This is a genomic window from Staphylococcus sp. FW104-15G4D (assembly GCF_058790135.1).
This window is the reverse complement of the sequence record NZ_JBYTCH010000001.1, coordinates 1154770-1175534: the sequence shown is the minus strand read 5'-3', so window position 1 is coordinate 1175534 and position 20765 is coordinate 1154770. Positions and strand designations below refer to the sequence as shown.

18 protein-coding genes are annotated in these 20765 nt (G+C 32.7%); 13 read left to right on the top strand and 5 right to left on the bottom strand.

What is annotated here, in order from left to right; genetic code table 11:
* The first annotated feature begins 13 nt into the window (after positions 1–13).
* Positions 14–760 carry a glycerophosphodiester phosphodiesterase gene (locus AC3WQX_RS05700; RefSeq protein WP_023350110.1) on the top strand — a complete coding sequence of 249 codons (747 nt, stop codon included), beginning with the start codon at positions 14–16 and terminating at the stop codon, positions 758–760.
* Positions 761–999: 239 nt separating this feature from the next.
* Here AC3WQX_RS05700 and rpsD read toward each other — a convergent pair whose 3' ends face one another.
* Both rpsD and AC3WQX_RS05690 read right to left on the bottom strand, forming a co-directional pair.
* A complete protein-coding gene (gene rpsD / locus AC3WQX_RS05695; RefSeq protein WP_002434877.1) occupies positions 1000–1602 on the bottom strand; it encodes a 30S ribosomal protein S4 in 603 nt (200 codons plus the stop codon).
* A gap of 220 nt (positions 1603–1822) precedes the next feature.
* A complete protein-coding gene (locus tag AC3WQX_RS05690) occupies positions 1823–2293 on the bottom strand; it encodes a GAF domain-containing protein (protein WP_002434826.1) in 471 nt (156 codons plus the stop codon).
* Positions 2294–2428: 135 nt separating this feature from the next.
* On the opposite strand from AC3WQX_RS05690, the gene ezrA reads away from it, so the two are divergent.
* The 7 genes from ezrA to AC3WQX_RS05655 all read left to right on the top strand — a co-directional run bounded on the left by ezrA (position 2429) and on the right by AC3WQX_RS05655 (position 10589).
* Positions 2429–4123, top strand: a complete 1695-nt coding sequence (gene ezrA, locus AC3WQX_RS05685) for a septation ring formation regulator EzrA (protein ID WP_002434719.1) — start codon at positions 2429–2431, stop codon at positions 4121–4123.
* 182 nt (positions 4124–4305) lie between these two features.
* The gene (locus tag AC3WQX_RS05680; RefSeq protein WP_023350111.1) at positions 4306–5445 is read left to right on the top strand and encodes a cysteine desulfurase family protein; all 1140 of its coding nucleotides are present in this window, start codon (positions 4306–4308) and stop codon (positions 5443–5445) included.
* Positions 5445–6668: a tRNA uracil 4-sulfurtransferase ThiI gene (gene thiI, locus AC3WQX_RS05675; protein ID WP_002453446.1), complete on the top strand. Its 1224-nt coding sequence runs from the start codon at positions 5445–5447 to the stop codon at positions 6666–6668. Before AC3WQX_RS05680 ends, thiI begins: the two co-directional genes overlap by 1 nt.
* Positions 6669–6721: 53 nt before the next feature.
* Positions 6722–7495: a sulfite exporter TauE/SafE family protein gene (locus AC3WQX_RS05670; protein ID WP_023350112.1), complete on the top strand. Its 774-nt coding sequence runs from the start codon at positions 6722–6724 to the stop codon at positions 7493–7495.
* Positions 7496–7687: 192 nt separating this feature from the next.
* Positions 7688–8182: a thiol peroxidase gene (gene tpx, locus AC3WQX_RS05665; RefSeq protein ID WP_002434812.1), complete on the top strand. Its 495-nt coding sequence runs from the start codon at positions 7688–7690 to the stop codon at positions 8180–8182.
* A gap of 125 nt (positions 8183–8307) precedes the next feature.
* Complete coding sequence (locus AC3WQX_RS05660) at positions 8308–9255, top strand: class I SAM-dependent methyltransferase (RefSeq protein ID WP_002453444.1); 948 nt, start codon at positions 8308–8310, stop codon at positions 9253–9255.
* Positions 9256–9344: 89 nt separating this feature from the next.
* A complete protein-coding gene (locus AC3WQX_RS05655) occupies positions 9345–10589 on the top strand; it encodes an acetate kinase (protein ID WP_002434682.1) in 1245 nt (414 codons plus the stop codon).
* A gap of 166 nt (positions 10590–10755) precedes the next feature.
* Here the strand turns inward: AC3WQX_RS05655 and AC3WQX_RS05650 are convergent, their stop codons facing one another.
* Positions 10756–11256 carry a universal stress protein gene (locus AC3WQX_RS05650; RefSeq protein WP_002434800.1) on the bottom strand — a complete coding sequence of 167 codons (501 nt, stop codon included), beginning with the start codon at positions 11254–11256 and terminating at the stop codon, positions 10756–10758.
* Positions 11257–11398: 142 nt separating this feature from the next.
* Between AC3WQX_RS05650 and ald the strand changes: the two genes are divergently transcribed.
* A complete protein-coding gene (ald, locus tag AC3WQX_RS05645) occupies positions 11399–12517 on the top strand; it encodes an alanine dehydrogenase (protein WP_002469674.1) in 1119 nt (372 codons plus the stop codon).
* Positions 12518–12573: 56 nt separating this feature from the next.
* On the opposite strand, the gene AC3WQX_RS05640 is transcribed toward ald, so the two are convergent.
* Positions 12574–13629: a M24 family metallopeptidase gene (locus AC3WQX_RS05640; RefSeq protein ID WP_492739898.1), complete on the bottom strand. Its 1056-nt coding sequence runs from the start codon at positions 13627–13629 to the stop codon at positions 12574–12576.
* A gap of 170 nt (positions 13630–13799) precedes the next feature.
* On the opposite strand from AC3WQX_RS05640, the gene AC3WQX_RS05635 reads away from it, so the two are divergent.
* The gene (locus tag AC3WQX_RS05635; RefSeq protein WP_023350114.1) at positions 13800–14489 is read left to right on the top strand and encodes a metal-dependent hydrolase; all 690 of its coding nucleotides are present in this window, start codon (positions 13800–13802) and stop codon (positions 14487–14489) included.
* Between the two features lie 81 nt (positions 14490–14570).
* On the opposite strand, the gene AC3WQX_RS05630 is transcribed toward AC3WQX_RS05635, so the two are convergent.
* Positions 14571–14984, bottom strand: a complete 414-nt coding sequence (locus tag AC3WQX_RS05630; protein ID WP_492739896.1) for a universal stress protein — start codon at positions 14982–14984, stop codon at positions 14571–14573.
* Positions 14985–15192: 208 nt separating this feature from the next.
* Here AC3WQX_RS05630 and AC3WQX_RS05625 point away from each other — a divergent pair, with 208 nt between their 5' ends.
* From AC3WQX_RS05625 to AC3WQX_RS05615, 3 genes are read left to right on the top strand one after another with little or no spacing between them, the layout of a single operon-like run.
* Positions 15193–16491 (top strand): DRTGG domain-containing protein, encoded by a 1299-nt coding sequence (locus AC3WQX_RS05625; RefSeq protein ID WP_002453438.1) that lies wholly within the window; start codon positions 15193–15195, stop codon positions 16489–16491.
* A 34-nt stretch (positions 16492–16525) separates the two neighbouring features.
* Complete coding sequence (locus AC3WQX_RS05620) at positions 16526–17467, top strand: DHH family phosphoesterase (RefSeq protein WP_023350115.1); 942 nt, start codon at positions 16526–16528, stop codon at positions 17465–17467.
* A 19-nt stretch (positions 17468–17486) separates the two neighbouring features.
* Complete coding sequence (locus AC3WQX_RS05615; protein WP_023350116.1) at positions 17487–20690, top strand: DNA polymerase III subunit alpha; 3204 nt, start codon at positions 17487–17489, stop codon at positions 20688–20690.
* Positions 20691–20765 lie beyond the last annotated feature (75 nt).

Here is a 20765-nt window from a genome sequence, read left to right as displayed (position 1 = left end):
AAAGGTGACTTTCATGAAAATTGCACGTCCAAATCAAACTTTTCAAATCGTAGCACATAGAGGTTTGCCTGAAGATTATCCTGAAAATACACTTATTGCATATAAACATGCACTTATGCTTCATATAGATATGTTAGAAATTGATGTACATTATACTAAGGATAAACAACTTGTTATTATTCATGATGATACTATTGATCGTACATCTAATGGGAAAGGTAAAGTCAAAGACTATACTTTAGAAGAGTTAAGAGAATTTGATTTTGGTGTAAAAAGAGGTGATGCGTTCAAAGGTGAACGTATACCTACATTTGATGAGGTGCTTGATTTAGTTAATAATTTTTCAAAAAAGCTACTTATAGAAATCAAGACACCATCTCAATATCCAGGTATTGAAGAGATGATTGTAGATAAGTTAAAAGAAAAAGATATGCCTTCTCACAAAGTGATATTGCAATCATTTGATTTTGATTGTGTTAAGAAGTTAGCAAATATGAATTTAGAATACGAATTAGGCGTATTATTGAGTAAAAAGAAATATTGGTATAAATTACCAGACTTTAAAGAAATTGCGGAGATTGCAGATTATGCGAATCCAAATTATAAGTTAGTTACTAAAAGATTTATGAAACATGCCCATGAAGAAATGTTAAAAGTATTACCTTACACAGTTAATAAACCTAAGGCGGCTAAGAAACTTTTACATTATGGAGTAGATGGAATTATTTCAGACATACCTGAAGAAATGTTTAAGTTGTAGGGCGAACAATGAACGCCTAAGCTAAAGCTTATGCATAAATGCCACTAACCTCAAAATTATAAAGGAATACATGAGCTAAAGCTCATGCACTAAGAACCAGTAATTTCATAACTGGTTAAAGAAAGGAACGCCTAAGCTAAAGCTTATGCATAAATGCCACTAACCTTCATTGATGAGGAAGTGGCATTAAAAAAACCCCAATTCCGGAAAGGAATTGGGGTAAAATTTGAAGAAATCGATTATCTTGAGTAGTACTCAACGATTAATTGTTCATTGATTTCAGCTGGTAACTCGCTACGTTCTGGGAAGCGAACGAAAGTACCTTTTAAGCTGTCAGCATCGAAGTCTAAATATTCTGGTACGAAGTTGTTGATTTCAACAGACTCTTTAATGATGTTTAAGTTTTGTGATTTCTCACGTACTGTAATCACTTGACCAGGTTTTAGTGAATAAGATGGGATGTCTACGCGTCCACCATCTACTTCAATGTGACCATGGTTAACTAATTGACGTGCTTGACGACGTGTACGAGCTAAACCTAATGAGTAAACTACTGCGTCTAAACGACTAGCAAGTAAAATCATGAAGTTTTCACCGTGTACACCATATTGCTTACCAGCAATTTCGAATGTGTTACGGAATTGTCTTTCAGTCATTCCATATAAGTAACGTAATTTTTGTTTTTCACGTAATTGTAAACCATATTCTGATAATTTTTTACGTTGGTTAGGACCATGTTGTCCTGGTGCGTAAGGGCGTTTTTCTAATTCTTTACCAGTACCGCTTAAAGAGATACCTAAACGACGAGATTTTTTCCAGTTTGAACCTCTGAATCGAGCCATGTGAGACTCCTCCTTTTTCTTTTTTGTTGTTATGAAAAAACAAAAAAGAGTGTTATATGCTTATCGAGATATATTGTTTTATGTGTCTTCACCTTATAGCGTCAGTTACGTGACACGTCCGCGTCGGGAACAACATAGAGCTTGATAATATACAACTGCTATTTTCGTTAATTCACACAAATTTCATTGTACCAGTTTATTGAGAACTGTCAACACTTATTTATGATTGATTTAATTGTTTTTCTAGAATTTGAACGACTTGCTCTAAGCCTTCTTGATCATCCCAAGTAAATCTATCTTTTATCGGTGCATCAATGTCTAGGACGCCAATAATTTTATCATTAACATGAATAGGTATTACTATTTCTGATTTACTATTCGCATCACATGCGATATGCCCAGGGAATTGGTGAACATCACTTACACGTTGTGTAGCATCTTCAGAAACAGCAGTACCACATACACCTTTACCTATTTCGATATGCACACAAGCCGGATGACCTTGAAATGGACCTAAGATAAGTTCATTATCTTCTATTAAATAGAATCCGACCCAATTAACTTGATCTAAATGATCATTGATTAGGGCAGAAGTGTTGCTTAAAATTGCAATTAAATGATGTTCATCCTCGATTAAACTCTTTAATTGCTTGGTAAGCATCAAATAATTTGTTTCTTTTACGTTAGTCATAACTGTACCCCTTCATACGAAAGTTTTTAATAAGTATAAAGTTTTGAAAATAATCTAGCAATTAATACATTTTCTATTTTAATGAAAAGAGAATTTACGTTATAATGAAAGATGATAAAATAGGAGGAGAAGTATATGGTGTTATTTATCATATTAGCAATACTCGTAATTATATTAATTGCGATAGGCGTAATGTTCTACATGCGCTCGAATAAGAGAAATTCAATTGAAAAAGCTGAAGAGCGTAAAAATGAAATTGAAAAACTACCTTTTGATGACAACTTGAAAAAATTACAAAATTTAAACTTAAAAGGTGAAACTAAGACTAAGTATGATGCAATGAAAAAAGACAACACAGAAAGTACAAATAAATACTTAGCTCCCGTTGAAGAAAAAATTCATAATGCTGAGGAATACCTTGATAAATTTAAGTTTTCTGCAGCGCAAACTGAAATTGATGATGCGCATGAACTTATGGATCAATATGAAAACAATTATAATCAACAAGTATCTCAAGTAGATGAAGTTTTAGCTTTACATAAAGACAACGAAGCATTATACGATAAATGTAAGGTCGATCATCGTGAAATGAAACGTGATGTATTGGCTAATCGTCATCAATTTGGAGAAGCTGCTCAGCCTTTAGAGAAAGAAATTGAGAAATTTGAACCGAAATTAAATGAGTATGAAACACTTAAATCAGAAGGGAATTATGTTCAAGCTCATAATCATATAGCTGCTCTACACGAAGAGATGAATAGTCTTAAAGCTTATATGGAAGAGATACCTGATTTAATTCGCGAAACTCAAAAAGAATTACCAGGTCAATTCCAAGATTTAAAATATGGTTGTAGAGACTTGAAAGTTGAAGGATACGATTTAGATCATGTTAAAGTTGATGGAAACTTACAAAGTTTAAAAACCGAATTAAGTTTTGTAGAACCTATGATAAGTCGGCTAGAATTAGATCAAGCTAATGATAAGCTTGAAAGTATTAATGATAAGTTAGATGAGATGTATGATCTAATAGAGCATGAAGTAAAAGCTAAAAATGAAGTCGAAGAAACGAAAGATGTCATTACAGACGATTTATTCAAAGCTAAAGACATGAACTATACACTTCAAACTGAAATCGAATATGTGCGTGAAAATTATTATATTAATGAATCTGATGCACAAAGTGTCCGTCAATTTGAAAATGAAATTCAAAATCTCATTGCGGTTTATGATGACATCTTAAAAGAAATGTCTAAGTCGGCAGTTAGATATAGTGAAGTTCAAGATAATTTACAATATCTTGAAGATCACGTTTCAGTTATCAATGAGAAACAAGATAAACTTCAAAATCATCTTATTAAATTGCGTGAAGATGAAGCAGAAGCAGAAGACAATTTATTAAGAGTTCAATCTAAGAAAGAAGAAGTATATAGACGTTTATTAGCTTCAAACTTAACAAGTGTTCCTGAACGTTTCATCATTATGAAAAATGAAATTGATAATGAAGTGCGTGAAGTTAATAATCAATTTAGTGAACGCCCAATACATGTTAAACAGCTAAAAGATAAAGTTGCTAAAATCGTTATTCAAATGAATACGTTTGAAGATGAAGCGAATGATGTATTAGTCAATGCAGTATACGCTGAAAAATTAATTCAATATGGTAATAGATATCGTAAAGATCATAATAGTGTTGATAAGAGTCTTAACGAAGCGGAGCGTTTATTCAAAAATAATCGCTACAAACGTTCTATCGAAATTTCAGAACAAGCACTTGAAAGTGTAGAACCTGGAATTACTAAACATATTGAAGAACAAGTTATTAAAGAATAGGTCATATTTTATAAGAGCAAGACAGAATTTTTATTCTTAGTGAATCATTTCTGTCTTGCTCTCTTTTAATTTTGCTAGAAAATAGTATAATGCTTGAGTATCCAAATTTATAAAATGATTAGCGTTCGGGGTAATCATTTTCCGATTAAAGAATTTATTAAAGTGAAAGAGAAGTGTTATCAGTGATTTATTTAGACAATGCAGCCACTACAAAAGCTGATCAAGATGTTATTGATTCCTTCGTTAAAGTGAATCAATCATTGTACTTCAATCCTAATAGCCCTCATCAAGCTGGCTTACAAGCTGAACAAGTACTGAAGCAAGCTAAAGAAGAAATAGACAGTGTTTTAAATTTAAATCACCTGTACCATATCGTATTTACAAGTGGTGCTACAGAATCTAACAATATGGCTCTTAAAGGAATCGCTTATAGAAAAAGGGAAACAGCTAATGAAATTATTACCTCTGTCTTAGAACATCCCTCTGTATTAGAAGTGATGAGATATTTAGAGGAGAAACAAGGTTTTAAACTTAAATATGTTGATGTTAAGAGTGATGGTAAAATTGATACTGAACATTTAAAATCTTTAATGTCAGATAAAGTTGGGTTGGTCACATGTATGTACGTGAATAATATTATGGGCCAAATTCAACCAATTCAAGATATTGTTAATATCTTAAAAGACTATCCACGAGCACACTTACATGTAGATGCTGTACAAGCACTTGGGAAAGTGTCTATGAATTTAAATGGTGTTGATAGCTTGAGTTTAAGCGGACATAAATTTAATGGTTTAAAAGGGCAAGGACTTTTAATTATTAAAAATATACAAACTATTGAGCCAGTTGTGCATGGTGGCGGTCAAGAGTATGGTTTGAGAAGTGGCACTGTTAATTTGCCAATGGCTGTTTCAATGGTGAAATCAATCAAACTTACCATGGGTCGTTTAGATGAAGCCAGTCGTAAATTAATTAAAATGAATCAGTCAGTTAGAACATTTTTAGAAGAATTTAGAGGCGTTTACATTAATTCCCCTAAGGATAGTGCACCCCAAATTATTAATGTTAGCTTTCCAGGTGTTAAAGGTGAAGTGCTTGTTAATGCTTTTTCAAAACATGGTGTAATGATATCAACAACAAGTGCTTGCTCATCTAAACGTGGGAAACTTAACGAAGTGCTATTAGCAATGGGAGTTCCTGATGCAAGAATAGAAGCTAGTATAAGAATATCTATGGGAGTTCATACAACTGAAGAGGATATTCAAAGATTTAAAGAAGTATTTGAACAAGTATATGAAGAAGTTAAGGAGTTGTTAAAATAATGCACTACGATCATTTGCTCGTAAGATATGGTGAATTGACGTTAAAAGGTACAAATCGTAAAATGTTCGTTAATCAATTAAAGGATAACGTAAAACGCGCGTTAATTCCCTTACAAGGGTACCATGTAAAAGGTAAACGAGATCGCATGTATGTCGATATGGATCAAGATGCGGATATGAATGAAATTATTCATCGTTTAACTAAAGTTTATGGAATTAAATCCATAAGTCCTGTGATTAAGACCGATAAAACAGAAGAAGCAATATATGAAGCAGCGATTCAGCTAGCTCGTGATTTTGATGAAGGCTCTACTTTTAAAATAGATGTAAAACGTGTAGATAAATCCTTTCATTTAGATACCTATGCTTTACAACGTGAAGTTGGTGGCGCGATACTCAAGAATGTTGAGGGTGTTTCGGTTAATGTTAAACAACCTGACCATGAAGTGAGAGTTGAAATACGTTTGGATGCGGTGTATATCTTCGAAAAAATTATTCAAGGTTCAGGAGGCTTACCTGTAGGAACTGGTGGCAAGACGTTACTAATGTTAAGTGGCGGTATCGATTCACCGGTGGCAGGTATGGAAGTAATGAAACGTGGGGTTACAATTGAGGCAATTCACTTTCATAGTCCACCATTTACAAGTGAGAAAGCTAAAGATAAAGTGATTGAACTCACACGTATTTTATCAGAGCGTGTAGGACCTATTAAATTACACATTGTTCCTTTTACTGAACTACAGAAACAAATTAATAAGGTTGTTCACCCTCGATATACAATGACTTCAACACGACGCATGATGATGCGTGTTTCCGATGCGTTAGTTCATAAAATTGGTGCAAATGCCATCGTTAATGGGGAAAATTTAGGTCAAGTTGCCAGTCAAACACTAAAAAGTATGTATGCCATTAATCATGTAACTTCCACACCAGTTTTAAGGCCATTATTAACACTCGATAAAGAAGACATTATTAAAAAGGCTCGAGATATTGGTACTTATGAAACATCTATCCAGCCATTTGAAGATTGCTGTACAATCTTTACACCTAAAAATCCTGTAACCGAACCTGACTTTGATAAAGTTGAGAAATATGAAGGGGTATTCAATTTTGATGATATGGTTCAAACAGCAGTGGATAATATTGAAACGATGACTATCGATCAAAATTATAAAAGTGAGAAAGAACAATCAACTGATGCTTTAATTGAAGATTTATTTTAAAAATTAAGTATTGGCGAGCGAACCATCTAATAATAAAGGGGAGAATGAAGTAAGTGGATTGGCATCTATCTGTAATCGTTACTATTATGTTTTTTGGGTTTATCGCCTCGTTTATTGATTCAGTAGTTGGTGGCGGTGGATTAATTTCTACTCCTGCACTTTTAGCAGTAGGGTTACCACCCTCAATTGCATTAGGAACTAATAAATTTGCAAGTTCATTTAGTACATTAACAAGTGCTTTTAAATTTATACGTTCTGGAAAAGTAGATTTAAAAGTAGTCGGGAAGCTTTTCCCATTTATATTTATTGCATCAGGAGCAGGAGCAATCTTAGCAACTTATTTACCCGCGAATATATTAAAGCCACTCATTATTGTCGTTTTAACGATAGTTATTGTATACACTATTGTAAAAAAAGATTGGGGTAGTGTCAGAAGCTTCACTTCATTTACATTTATTAAGGCATTCATTTTTTCAATCATGTTTATCATTTTAGGATTTTATGATGGCTTTTTAGGTGGAGGTACGGGCTCATTCATGTTATTTACTTTACTCATGTTTGGGTTTGACTTTTTAAGTGCAGCTGGTAATGCAAAAGTTCTGAACTTTGCATCAAATATTGGTGGGTTATTACTTTTTATCATGCTAGGTCAGGTCAATTTTACTTATGGATTCATTATGGCATTAAGTATGATTGTAGGTTCTTATTTTGGTGCTCATTTTGCTTTGAAAAAGGGCGTTGGATACGTTAAAAATTTATTTATTTTAGTAACTGCAGTCCTTATATTAAAAAATATATATGATTATGTAATGCAGTTGATGCACTAATCTTTAGTAACTGACGTTAAGATTATTCGTTTAATCTAGATGTCAGTTTTTTTGGATGTATATGTAATTAATGATACCTATAAGAGTTTAATGCTCATTTGAAAATTAAATTGTTTACATTAAAAAATTGAATTACTACTAAAATTTGTCGTATGATAATATTAAATACTTAAAATATAGGAGGTCATCATAATGACTGAAATTACTTTTAAAAATGATCCTATTACATTGTCAGGTCAACAGGTAAAAGAAGGTGACATTGCACCCGACTTTACTGTATTAGACAATAGTTTAAATCAAATAACATTAGAAGATTATAAAGGGAAAAAGAAATTAATTAGTGTAGTTCCTTCTATTGATACAGGAGTATGTGACCAACAAACACGTAAATTTAATGAAGAAGCATCTCAAGAAGATGGTGTAGTATTAACAATTTCTGTTGATTTACCATTCGCTCAGAAAAGATGGTGTGCGTCTAATGGTTTAGAAAATGTTGTTACATTAAGTGATCACAGAGACCTATCTTTCGGTGAAAACTTTGGGGTAGTTATGGAAGAATTAAGATTATTAGCACGCTCAGTTTTTGTATTAGATGAAAGTAACAAAATTGTTTATAAAGAAATTGTTAGTGAAGGTACTAACTTCCCAGATTTTGATGCTGCTTTAGAAGCGTATCGCAACATTTAAGTTGAATTCGTATCATTGACAGTGATTAACTAAGTGTCCATACTTGTTTAAGAAATTGAAAGTTAGATAAAGTGTTTAATTTCTATAAATTATGAATGGGCACTTTTGGTTAGAGAGGGTTTTTTATGACTGAAGAAAATACAATTATGGAACGCTTATTCCATGCATTAGATGAAAAAGCTAAATCCTTAAATGAAGAGAATGGACAAAGCTTCATTGAAAATTTAGGGTTAGCTATGGAGGAAATTTATACCAATAAAAGAGATTTACTCGAACAAGCTACACTTCAAGATAGAAGAAAAGCATTTCAATTTGCATATTTAAGTTTAATGCAAGAAGAGAATATTCAAGCAAACCACCAAATTACTCCTGATTCAATAGGTTTAATACTTGGTTTCTTAGTTGAACGATTCATGCAAGATAAAGAGGAGATGCATGTTGTTGATATCGCTAGTGGTGCTGGACACCTAAGTGCTTCTGTTAAGGAGGTACTTTCGGATAAAACAACGATGCATCATCTCATTGAAGTAGATCCAGTGTTATCTCGAGTAAGTGTACATTTAGCTAACTTCTTAGAAATTCCATTTGATGTATACCCTCAAGATGCTATTATGCCACTGCCTTTAGAAGAAGCAGATGTGGTAATTGGAGACTTCCCAATTGGCTATTATCCAGTAGATGAGCGTAGTAAAGAAATGAAACTTGGCTTTGATGAGGGGCACAGTTACTCTCATTATTTATTAATTGAACAAGCTATAAATGCATTAAAAGGGGCAGGTTATGCGTTTTTAGTCGTTCCAAGTAACATTTTTACTGGAGATAAAGTGAAACAGTTAGAAAAATTTATTGCTACAGATACTGAAATGCAAGCATTTTTAAATCTACCAACAACGTTATTTAAAAATGAAAAAGCACGAAAATCTATACTTATTTTACAGAAAAAACAACCTCAAGAGACTAAACCTGTTGAAGTCTTATTAGCTAATATTCCTGATTTTAAAAATCCACAGCAATTTCAAGGGTTTATTAGTGAATTAAATCAATGGATGGACACAAATCATACAAAAAAATAATCTGTAACAATATAGTATTCAAACTGTAATAATGATAAAATGAACTGTGTGAAAAATATAACTAAACAAATGATGGAGGACAATGACCTATGTCAAAATTAATTTTGGCGGTAAATGCTGGTAGTTCATCTTTGAAATTCCAGTTAATCAGAATGCCGGAAGAAAAGTTAGTAACCAAAGGCGTCATCGAGCGTATTGGTTTAAGCGATTCTATTTTCACGATTGTAGTTGAAGGGGAAAAGCTTACTGACGTTAGAGATATAAATGATCATGAAGAAGCAGTTAATATTATGTTAGAAAGCTTTAAAGAACATCACATGATTGAAGATATCAATGAAATTGAAGGAACAGGTCACCGTGTAGTGCATGGGGGAGAGAAATTTCCAAAATCAGTAGTTGTAACGGATGAGGTAGAGACTCAAATTGAGGAGTTAAGTGAGTTAGCTCCACTGCATAACCCAGCTAATCTAATGGGAATAAGAGCTTTTAAAAAGTTATTACCAAATATCCCTCATGTAGCTGTATTTGATACATCTTTCCACCAAACAATGCCTGAACAAGCTTATTTATACAGTTTACCTTATCATTATTATGAAGATTATGGCATTCGTAAATATGGCTTCCATGGTACAAGTCATAAGTATGTATCTAGAAGAGCGGCAGACATTTTAGGAAGACCGATCGAAGATTTAAGAATTATTTCTTGTCACATTGGTAATGGTGCGTCAATAGCTGCGATTGATGGCGGAGAATCAATTGATACATCTATGGGTTTCACGCCATTAGCAGGTGTAACAATGGGTACACGTTCAGGTAATCTAGACCCAGCGTTGATTCCGTTTATTATGGAAAAGACTGGTAAAAATGCAGACGAAGTATTAAATATTTTGAATAAAGAATCCGGTTTACTAGGTTTAACTGGTACGTCAAGTGATTTACGAGACTTAACTGAAGAAGCTAAACATGGACGTCATCGTGCACGTGTAGCACTTGATTTATTTGCATCGAAGATTCATAAATACATTGGCTCTTATGCGGCTAGAATGCATGGCGTTGATGTTATTGTATTCACAGCTGGTATAGGAGAAAATTCTCATATTATTCGAGGTAAAGTTCTAGAGGGACTTGAATTTATGGGTGTATATTGGGATCCGAAGAAAAATGAGAGTCTTCACGGAGATGAAGGGTATATTAACTATCCCCATTCCCCAGTAAAAGTATTAGTTGTACCAACTGACGAGGAAGTTATGATTTCTCGTGACGTTATCAAATATGGTGGGCTAAAAGAGGAATCATCTGAAGAACAAAGTGTTAACACTGAAACTAATAATTGATTAATAGGTAAAAGTATAACTTGTGATCGCATAACCATATGAATGGTTATGCGATTTTTAATTTTTAACTAGAGAGAGAAATAAAATTAAGAAAGCCTATCAACGACTTTTATAATGACGTTGATAGGCTATTAAATGAATATATTCTTACTTTTAAATATTAAATTTAATCTTGATATCTTTCACGTAATCTAGGCGTAGCTACTTGTGGTTGGAAATCTTCAGGAATTTCTTCTGTACGTACAACTAAAACATCACATGGCGCGTGGCGTACGATTGCTTCTGATACTGAACCTACAATAAAACGTTCTACAGCATTTAAACCTGAAGTACCACTCATGATTAAATCAGCACCTACTTCATGTGCTAATTTTTTAGGGATAATCGCTTTAGGTGAGCCAAATTCTAAACGTGTTTCTACATTTTTTACTCCTGCATTTGAAGCTACTTCTTTATAACCTTTAAGTAACTCCTCAGAAAAATGTTTAGATTTCTCAGTGAACTGAGCATCATAGACTTCATAAGAAGAGTATGTTCTTGAATCGATTACATTTACAATTGTTAATTTTGCATCGTTACGTTTAGCAACTCCTACAGCTTTATTAAAAGCCCATTCTGCTTCGTGTGAACCGTCGACTGCGATTAAAATATTTTTATACGTAATCATCGCTCGTGCCCCCTTCATGTTTCTTAACTCTATTTTAACATAATTGACAGAATATTTAATTATCAATAATTACAAATTTGTGTATTTTTTATGATTGCGCTTTCAATACTTTCGCGTTAGGATGTAAGAGGAGGTGGATGGAATGAAAATTGGTATTCCAAAGGAGATAAAAAATAACGAGAACAGAGTGAGTTTATCACCAAGTGGCGTACATGCACTTGTAGAGCAAGGACATACAGTCTTTGTTGAAACAAACGCAGGACTAGGTTCATATTTTGAAGACGTTGACTACAAAGAAGCTGGAGCAGAGATCGTATCTGAACAGGCGAAAATATGGGATGTAGATATGGTAGTCAAAGTTAAAGAACCATTAGAATCTGAATATCAATTCTTTAAAGAGGGGTTAATTCTCTTCACTTATTTACATTTAGCTAATGAAGAGAAATTAACTCAAGCTTTAGTAGATAATAAAGTTATTGGTATTGCATACGAAACAGTGCAATTACCTGATAAATCATTACCATTATTATCACCTATGAGCGAAGTTGCCGGAAGAATGTCAACTCAAATCGGAGCTGAGTTCTTACAAAAAGTTAACGGCGGCATGGGAATATTACTCGGTGGCGTACCAGGTGTACCTAAAGGGAAAGTAACAATTATAGGTGGAGGTCAAGCCGGTACTAACGCAGCTAAGATTGCTTTAGGCTTAGGCGCTGATGTCACTGTGCTTGATGTTAATCCAAAACGTTTACAAGAACTTGATGACTTATTTAATGGAAGAGTACATACAATTATGTCCAATCCACTAAATATTGAAATGTTCGTTAAAGATAGTGACTTAGTTATTGGTGCTGTACTTATTCCAGGTGCTAAAGCTCCCAACTTAGTCACTGAAGATATGATTAAGCAAATGAAAGCAGGATCAGTGATAGTAGATATCGCTATTGACCAAGGTGGTATTTTCGAGACAACTGATAAAATTACTACACATGACGATCCTACTTATACAAAACATGGTGTTGTTCACTATGCTGTGGCTAATATGCCTGGCGCTGTACCACGTACATCAACATTAGCTTTAAATAATGCTACATTACCTTTTGCGCAAACTTTAGCTAATAAAGGTTATCGTGAAGCGTTTAAATCAAATCATGCGTTATCCTTAGGATTAAATACTTACAAAGGTCATGTTACGAATAAGGGTGTAGCTGAAGCGTTTAACTTAGAATATACTTCTGTTGAAGATGCGCTTAATCAATAATTAAAAAGAAACTCGGCTAGGTACTAACTTAGCCGAGTTTTATAATGCTTAAATTATTATTTTTGATATTTTGTAAGGATTTCATATCCGTTTTCAGTCACTAGTATATCGTCTTCGATTCTAACACCTGCAACATCAGGGACGTAAATGCCTGGTTCTATAGTTATCACCATTCCCGCTTCTAAAGGGTTCTCATTGGCACTGGAAACGTCTTGATATTCGTGTTCTTCTAATCCTAAGCCGTGGCCCAATCGATGAGGGAAATAGTCGCCGTATCCCGCTTCGCTAATAATATCTCGAGCAATTTTATCAATGTTTTTAATCATTACTCCAGGTTTGATAGCCTCAATCGCAGATTGCTCAGCTTTCAATACGGTTTTATAAATATTTTGAGCATCTTCGCTAGGGTTACCAAATTTTACCGTTCTCGTCATATCACTACAATAATGCTCGTAAACAACACCTAAATCAAATAAAACATACTCATTTTGTTTTAACTTTCTATTACCAGGTGTTCCGTGAGGAGAAGCAGCATGATCCCCGAATAGTACCATAGTGTCAAAACTCATTTCGTTAACACCATATTTTTTTATTTCATTTTCAATATGATTCACGACATCTCGTTCTTCAACACCTTCTTTTAAATAAGCGACGCCGATTTCTATACACTTATCAGCTAATTCAGCGGCTTTCTTAATTTTAGTTACTTCTTCATAGGATTTTATGTTTCTTAAATCTTTAATAGATTGATCTATATCACTATAAACTTGTACATTGAAAGCTTGAGATAATTCACGTTGACGTTTAACAGTCAAATGTACACTTTCAATCAGTAATGTAGTAAACGTTTGAGGATATAAATCAAAGGGGTTTTGAGTATCTAGGTAACCAATAATTTTTCCCTCATATGGAGAAGCTTTTACTTCTTCTACTTCCATTTTTGGACAAAATAGTACTGGTTCCCCATCAGCTTGAATAAGTAGGGCAAATAAACGTTCATGAGGTTCACTACGGTATCCAGTGAAGTAGTAAATATTAAGTGGCGTCGTAATCCAGGCTGCATCTGCATTTTGTTGTTGTAAGACTTTAATGATTTCATCTATTTTAGTCATTTTAATTTGCCTCCATAGTATTAATGTAATTTAATTTTATTCTAAATAGTCTTAGTTTTCAAAAATCGAATCATGATAAACATGTTTGTAGTCATTTTGATATACAGTGTTATAAGAGGGAGTAGCTAGGGTATAATGATTACAGATAAAATTTGAGGAGGGCTATATAAATGAAACTTTCATTTCATGGTCAATCAACAATCTATTTTGAAGGAAATGGTAAAAAAGTAATTGTCGATCCTTTTATTTCTGGAAATGACAAATGCGATTTAGATGAACAAACTTTAGATGTAGACTACATTATTTTAACTCATGGACATGAAGATCATTTTGGTGATGTAGTTGAACTAGCGAACAGAAACCACGCTGTAGTTATTGGTTCTGCGGAATTACAAGGTTACTTATCAACTTATCACGGTGTTGAAAATGTACATGGTATGAATATCGGTGGTAAAGCTAAATTCGATTTTGGTACTGTAAAATTTGTTCAAGCTTTCCACAGCTCTAGTTTTACACATGAAGATGGTATTCCAGTATATTTAGGTATGCCTATGGGAGTTGTTATCGAAGCTGAAGGTAAAACGATTTATCACACAGGAGATACTGGCTTATTTAGTGATATGAAATTAATTGCAGATAGACATCCTGTTGATGTATGCTTCGTACCTATTGGAGATAATTTTACAATGGGCATTGATGACGCAAGTTATGCGATAAATGAATTAATTAAACCGCAAATCAGTGTACCAATTCACTACAATACTTTCCCATTAATCGAACAGGACCCAAATCAGTTTAAGGATGCTGTTAATGTAGGTGAAGTTCAAATTCTAGAGCCAGGTCAATCAGTTGAATTTTAATTTGATATTTTGAATAATTTAATGTTTATAAAAAATTCCCGATTCTTAAACTTTTTAAGAAGAATCGGGAATTTCTATTAATTATTTAACGATTAATACAGGGATTGTAGCTCGTTTAGCTACTTTATGACTTACGCTACCGAGTACAAATTTCTTTTTATCTTCAGCTTTACGGTTACTTAAAACAACAATTTCATATTTACCACTATTAGCATGTTTCAATAACTCTTCTTTAGGATTTCCTCTAACAATGATTTGATCATAATCAATACCGTAGTCCTCTAATGCTTTTCTTGTTTTCTCTAAACGTTCGCTTCTTTCTTCAGTTAGTTCATCCAAGTGAACTCCTGCTTTGATAGAAGCTTGAGCATCTTGTTCATTAATAGCATTTAGAATAGTTACAACTGTGTCTTTACCAGCTAAAAGAGACACTTCTTTTAATGCTTTTTCATTTTTTAATTGAGTGTCTACACCAAGTAAAATATGTTTATACATAAGTACATCCCTCCTCAACTTTATTTTAATAGAGTTTTAATGGAATTTCCATTTAAATTCATTTTTCTATTCAAAATTAAATAAAAAAGTAATTATGTATATCGTTTTGAATTTCAATTTACTTTAAGTGAAGTTGTGCCATGATTTTTTTGAGGTTAAAAGTTATAATAATGCTATCACTGTTCAATAGAAATAAAGAGGTAACTTGATGACTAAACACGAGCAAATTTTAAATTACATTGAATCACTATCTGTAGGTTCTAAAATTTCTGTTAGAAAGATTGCAAAAGTTTTAGATGTTTCTGAAGGTACAGCATATAGAGCGATTAAAGATGCAGGTCAACTTGGCATTGTTGCTACAATTGATCGTGTAGGTACAGTAAGAATTGAGAAACGTAATAGGGATAATATAGACAATTTAACATTTAATGAAATTGCTAACATTGTTGAAGGTCAAATTTTAGGTGGTAAGAAGGGATTAGGGAAAACTGTATCCAAATTTGCGATAGGAGCAATGGAACTTCAAGATATTTTAAAATATATTGGAAGTCACACATTGCTTATAGTCGGAAACCGCGCAGATGTTCAAATGGAAGCCTTAAAACGAGACACTGCAATATTAATAACTGGTGGATTTCAGCCTTCTAAAGAAGTCGTTGAATATGCAAATGAGCACGAACTGCCCATTATTTCATCAAGTTATGATACATTTCTAGTCGCTAATATTATTAATAGAGCAATGTATAATCAAAAAATTCGTAAAGAAATTCTTGTCGTAGAGGATATTGTCAAACCTATTAATGAGTTATCAGTATTATTTGATTACATGAAAATTAATGACTATAAAAAGTTAGCAAATGATACAGGGCACACTAGATTTCCTATAGTGAATGAGGATTTTAAATTAGTAGGAATAGTTACAAGTAGAGAAATTATCAATATGAATGAAGAGGATGAGTTAGGGAAAATAATGACACGTAATCCTCTTAGTGTAAAGCTTACCAATACAGTGGCTAGTTGTGCGCATATGATGATATGGGAAGGCATTGAATTACTGCCTGTAACTAATAATAATAAAAAAGCTATTGGTGTAATTAATAGACAGGATGTATTGAAGTCAATGCAACTTTTAGGAAGACAGCCGCAAATTGGTGATACAATTAATGATCAAATTGCTAAGCATATTACGATTAATTCAAATGGAATTAATGTTGATGTTTCTCCTCTAGTAACAAATCATTATGGCACATTAAGTAAAGCAGTTTTTGTGGGCATTATCGAAGAAACGATTAGACATGAGATGAGAAAATACAAAAAAGGTAATGTAATGATTGAAAACTTAAATATAGTTTATATCAAAACTGTACCTATTGAATCATCCATCGATGTCCATTATGAAATGCTAGATGTTGGTAGAAATTTTGCTAAGTTAGAAGTAACAATGATTAATAATAACGAAAAGGTTGCAAACGCATTAGTAATTTGTCAAATGTTTGAAGGCTTTTGAGCAATAAATGAGTATTTTAAGGGAGTAATTTAAAATGAAGAATATTATGAATGATATGATGCAAGAAATTGAACAAAACGATACGATCATCATCCATCGTCATGTTAGACCAGACCCTGACGCTTATGGATCACAATTAGGACTTAAATATTATTTAGAGGCTAAATATCCAAATAAGCATATTTATGCAGTCGGAGAAAATGAACCATCTTTAGAATTTATAGGTACTTTTGATGAAATTTCAGATGAAGTTTATAAAGAAGCATTGGTGATCGTTTGTGACACTGCAAATTCTCCGCGTATTGACGACCAACGTTATCAGAATGGTTTAAAAGTATTGAAGATAGACCATCATCCAGCGATAGACCAATATGGCGACATTAATTATGTGAGTACAGAGGCGTCTTCGACAAGTGAAATTATCTATGATTTTATTACACATTTTAACGATGAGCGTATTATAGACGAAAAAACTGCACGTGTATTATATTTGGGCATTGTGGGAGATACAGGAAGATTCTTATTTAACAATACCACTCCGCACACAATGGAAGTGGCTAGTAAATTAATTGCCTTTCCTTTTGACCCTAATGCAGAACTAAATAAAATGTCAGAGAAAGATCCTAAACTTTTACCTTTCCAAGGTTACATTTTACAGAATTTCGAATTAGACAATGTGGGTTATTGTCAGGTTAAAATAACTCGCGATATTTTAGAGGAATATAATATTCAACCTAATGAAGCATCTCAATTTGTAAATACTATAGCTGATATTCAAGGTTTGAAAATTTGGATGTTTGGTGTAGATGAAGGAGACCAAATTAGATGTCGAATTCGTTCAAAGGGTAAAATCATTATTAATGATGTAGCAAATGATTTTGGTGGTGGTGGACATCCGAATGCGTCAGGTGTCTCTGTATATAGTTGGACTGAATTTGATAATCTAGCTAATGCATTAAAACAAAAGATTAAATAACTGGAAGGAGTATACAAACATGGTTGCGCATTTAAATATTCATACTGCATACGATTTATTGAACGCAAGTTTGAAAATTGAAGATGTGGTCAATAAAGCTAAAAATGAAGGTTATCGTGCGCTTGCTATTACAGATACCCATGTTTTATATGGCTTTCCTAAGTTTTATGATGCGTGTATAGCAAAAGATATTCATCCGATTTTTGGCATGACGATAAAATTAACTGATGGTTTATATACAGTTGAAACAGTCGTATTAGCTCAAAATAATGGAGGGTTAAAAGCGCTATATCAACTTTCTTCTGCAATTAAGATGAAAGAAAAAGAGGAAGTACCTTTAGAATGGCTAAAACGTTACGATAAAAATCTAATTATTATCTTCAAAGATATTGATAATACTCACAAACAAATTATTGAAGCATTTAATGATAAAATACATGTTTATATCAATCATACGAGTAATGATATTGTTAATAGAAAAAAAGTATGGCTTAAGTCAGCAAGATATTTGAATAGAGAAGACGCTGATACCATTTCTGCTTTACAAGCCATCAAAGATAATTCTAAATTAGATATTATTAACGATAGTAAAGATTTTGGTGAGCATTTTCCTGATCAGAAGGAATTTGAAGAGTTAGAAATCGATGAGAAAATAAAACAAAATACTGAAGACATCGTAGACTTATGTAAAGCTGAATTGGTATATCATCAATCGTTACTGCCTCAATATGTCACACCTGATGGAGAAGTTTCAAAAGATTATCTATGGTCAGTATTAATTCGTAAATTGAATGAATGGAATCTGAATAATGAACAATATTTAAATCGACTTAAGCATGAATATGAAATTATAACTAAAATGGGATTTGAAGATTATTTCCTTATAGTTAGTGACCTTATACATTACGCTAAAACACATGACGTAATGGTTGGACCTGGTCGTGGTTCTTCAGCTGGTTCATTAGTCAGTTATTTATTAGAAATAACAACTATCGATCCAATTAAATTTAACCTACTCTTTGAAAGATTTTTAAATCCAGAGAGGGTAACTATGCCTGATATAGATATTGACTTTGAAGATACAAGACGTGAAAAAGTGATTCAATATGTTCAAGAAAAATATGGTGAACTCCATGTTTCTGGTATTGTTACATTTGGTCATTTACTTGCTAGAGCAGTTGGGCGTGATGTCGGAAGAATTATGGGCTTTGATGAAACGACTTTAAATGAGATATCTAAATTAATTCCTCACAAGTTGGGGATTACTCTAGATAAAGCATATCAAGAAGAGGACTTTAAGTCTTTTGTTCACCGAAACCACCGAAATGAACTATGGTTTGAAATGAGTAAAAAATTAGAAGGCTTACCTAGACATACATCAACACATGCAGCAGGAATTATTATTAACGATCAACCTTTATATAAATACGCGCCACTTACATTGGGTGATACAGGTTTATTAACACAATGGACTATGACAGAAGCGGAACGTATTGGTTTATTAAAAATCGATTTTTTAGGTTTACGTAACTTATCTATTATTCATCAAATAGTTAATCAAGTTAAGAAAGATTTAGATGTTGATATAGATGTCGAAGCGATTCCGTTTGATGATAAAAATGTTTTTAAACTTTTATCTCAAGGTGATACTACAGGTATTTTCCAACTAGAATCAGAAGGCGTTAGAAGTGTGCTAAAAAGACTTCAACCAGAGCATTTTGAGGATATTGTTGCCGTAACATCTTTATATCGTCCAGGACCTATGGAAGAGATACCAACATATATTACTCGTAGACATGACCCTTCAAAAGTAGAATATTTGCATAATGACTTAGAATCCATTTTAAAAAGTACGTATGGTGTCATTATTTATCAAGAGCAAATAATGCAAATTGCAAGTAAATTCGCTAACTTTAGTTATGGTGAAGCGGATATCTTACGAAGAGCTATGAGTAAGAAGAACCGTGCAGTATTAGAAAATGAACGTCAACACTTTGTTAATGGCGCCAAACAAAATGGATACAATGAACAAATAAGTAAACAAATTTTTGACTTAATACTTAAATTTGCTGATTACGGTTTCCCTAGAGCGCACGCAGTGAGCTATTCTAAAATAGCCTACATTATGAGTTATTTAAAAGTGTATTATCCAAACTATTTCTATGCCAATATTCTAAGTAATGTTATAGGTAGTGAAAAGAAAACTTCTGCCATTATAGATGAAGCGAAGCATCAAAAATTAAATATTTTACCACCTAATATTAATGAAAGTCATTGGTATTATAAAGCAACTTCAAAAGGTATTTATTTATCTCTAGGAGCTATAAAAGGTGTAGGTTACCAGAGTGTAAAAACGATTGTTGATGAAAGATATAATAATGGCAAGTTTAAAGATTTTTTTGATTTTACACGAAGAATTCCTAAAAGGGTTAAAAGTAGAAAACTATTAGAAGCTTTAATTTTAGTTGGTGCGTTTGATCATTTTGGTAAAAATAGAGCTACTCTATTACAAACTATTGATCAAGTTTTAGATACAGCCTCCGATGTCGAGCAGGATGATATGCTTTTCGACATATTAACTCCGAAACAAGCTTATGAAGATAAAGAAGAGTTACCTGATAAAATGCTTAGTGATTATGAAAAAGAGTATTTAGGCTTCTACATATCTAAACATCCTGTTGAGAAAGAATTTGATAAAAAGCAATACTTAGGAATTTATAAATTAGGTAATGCTCAAAATCACCAACCTATATTAGTTCAATTTGATGCAATTAAACAAATAAGAACTAAGAATGGACAGAACATGGCCTTCGTAACCCTTAATGATGGAATGTTGTTAATGGACGGTGTGATATTTCCTGATAAATTCAAGAAATATGAAACTTCAATATCTAATGAAGAAATGTATATAGTCATCGGTAAATTTGAAAAAAGAAATCAACAATTACAACTTATTATAAATCAGATCATTGAAGTGAATGAATTTAAAAATCAAAAGATTAAAGCATCTAAAAAAGTGATTCTACGTGATACGCAATTGATTTCAGATAAGTTGCAAGAAATGATAGTAGACACACCAATTGAGAAAAATAACATTTTAGAGATTAGTTCGTTTAATGAACAAAATAATGATATAAAACACTTAGGATATATAAATAAAGATGATGAGACAATTTATCAACTTATCGAGTCTGTAAAACCTAGTGATATTAGGTTTATATAACTTTTATCAATTTTTAAACTATGGTATAGTTAACTGATGGTTAAGATAATAACCATCAGTTTTTCTTTGTAATTA